At 64.3% G+C, this 414-nt stretch carries 1 protein-coding gene; it reads left to right on the top strand.

Annotated elements, in window-relative coordinates; translation table 11 throughout:
• Positions 1-414 (top strand): FAD/NAD(P)-binding protein (locus EOD29_RS30685; protein WP_164763884.1); only part of this gene is annotated, 414 nt, incomplete at both ends.

The following is a 414-nucleotide window of genomic DNA, read 5'->3' as shown; positions in this document are numbered from 1 at the left end:
GATGAAGACGGTGCGCGCGCCCTTCCACCTGCAACTGTTCGACCCGAATTCGTCCGTCAGCGGCGGGCAGGCGCTGGCCTCGGCCCACTCCTCGACGATCCTCAACACCCGTGTGCGCGATCTCTCGGTCTCGGTCGGCGACAACGACGATTTCAACGACTGGCTCTGCAGCAACGCCGCCTTCCGCGCCGCCGTGCCGGCGGCCATCCCCGGATTCCGGCAGATCTTCGTGCCGAAGGAAATTTTCAGCGATTATGTCTACCAGCGCTTTTCGGAGGCGCTGGCCGCCCGCAGGGACATCACCGTCCAGGTCTGCAACGATCCGGTCGTGGCGATCCGAAGGAGCCACGGCAACCGCTTCCTGCTCGAAAGCGCCAATCCCGCCAATCCGCTGTTCGATACCGTGATGCTTGC

This window comes from Mesorhizobium sp. M1A.T.Ca.IN.004.03.1.1, assembly GCF_003997555.1.
Taxonomy (GTDB): domain Bacteria; phylum Pseudomonadota; class Alphaproteobacteria; order Rhizobiales; family Rhizobiaceae; genus Mesorhizobium.
The sequence above is the reverse complement of the archived record's forward strand: the minus strand, read 5'-3'. Positions and strand labels throughout refer to the sequence as shown.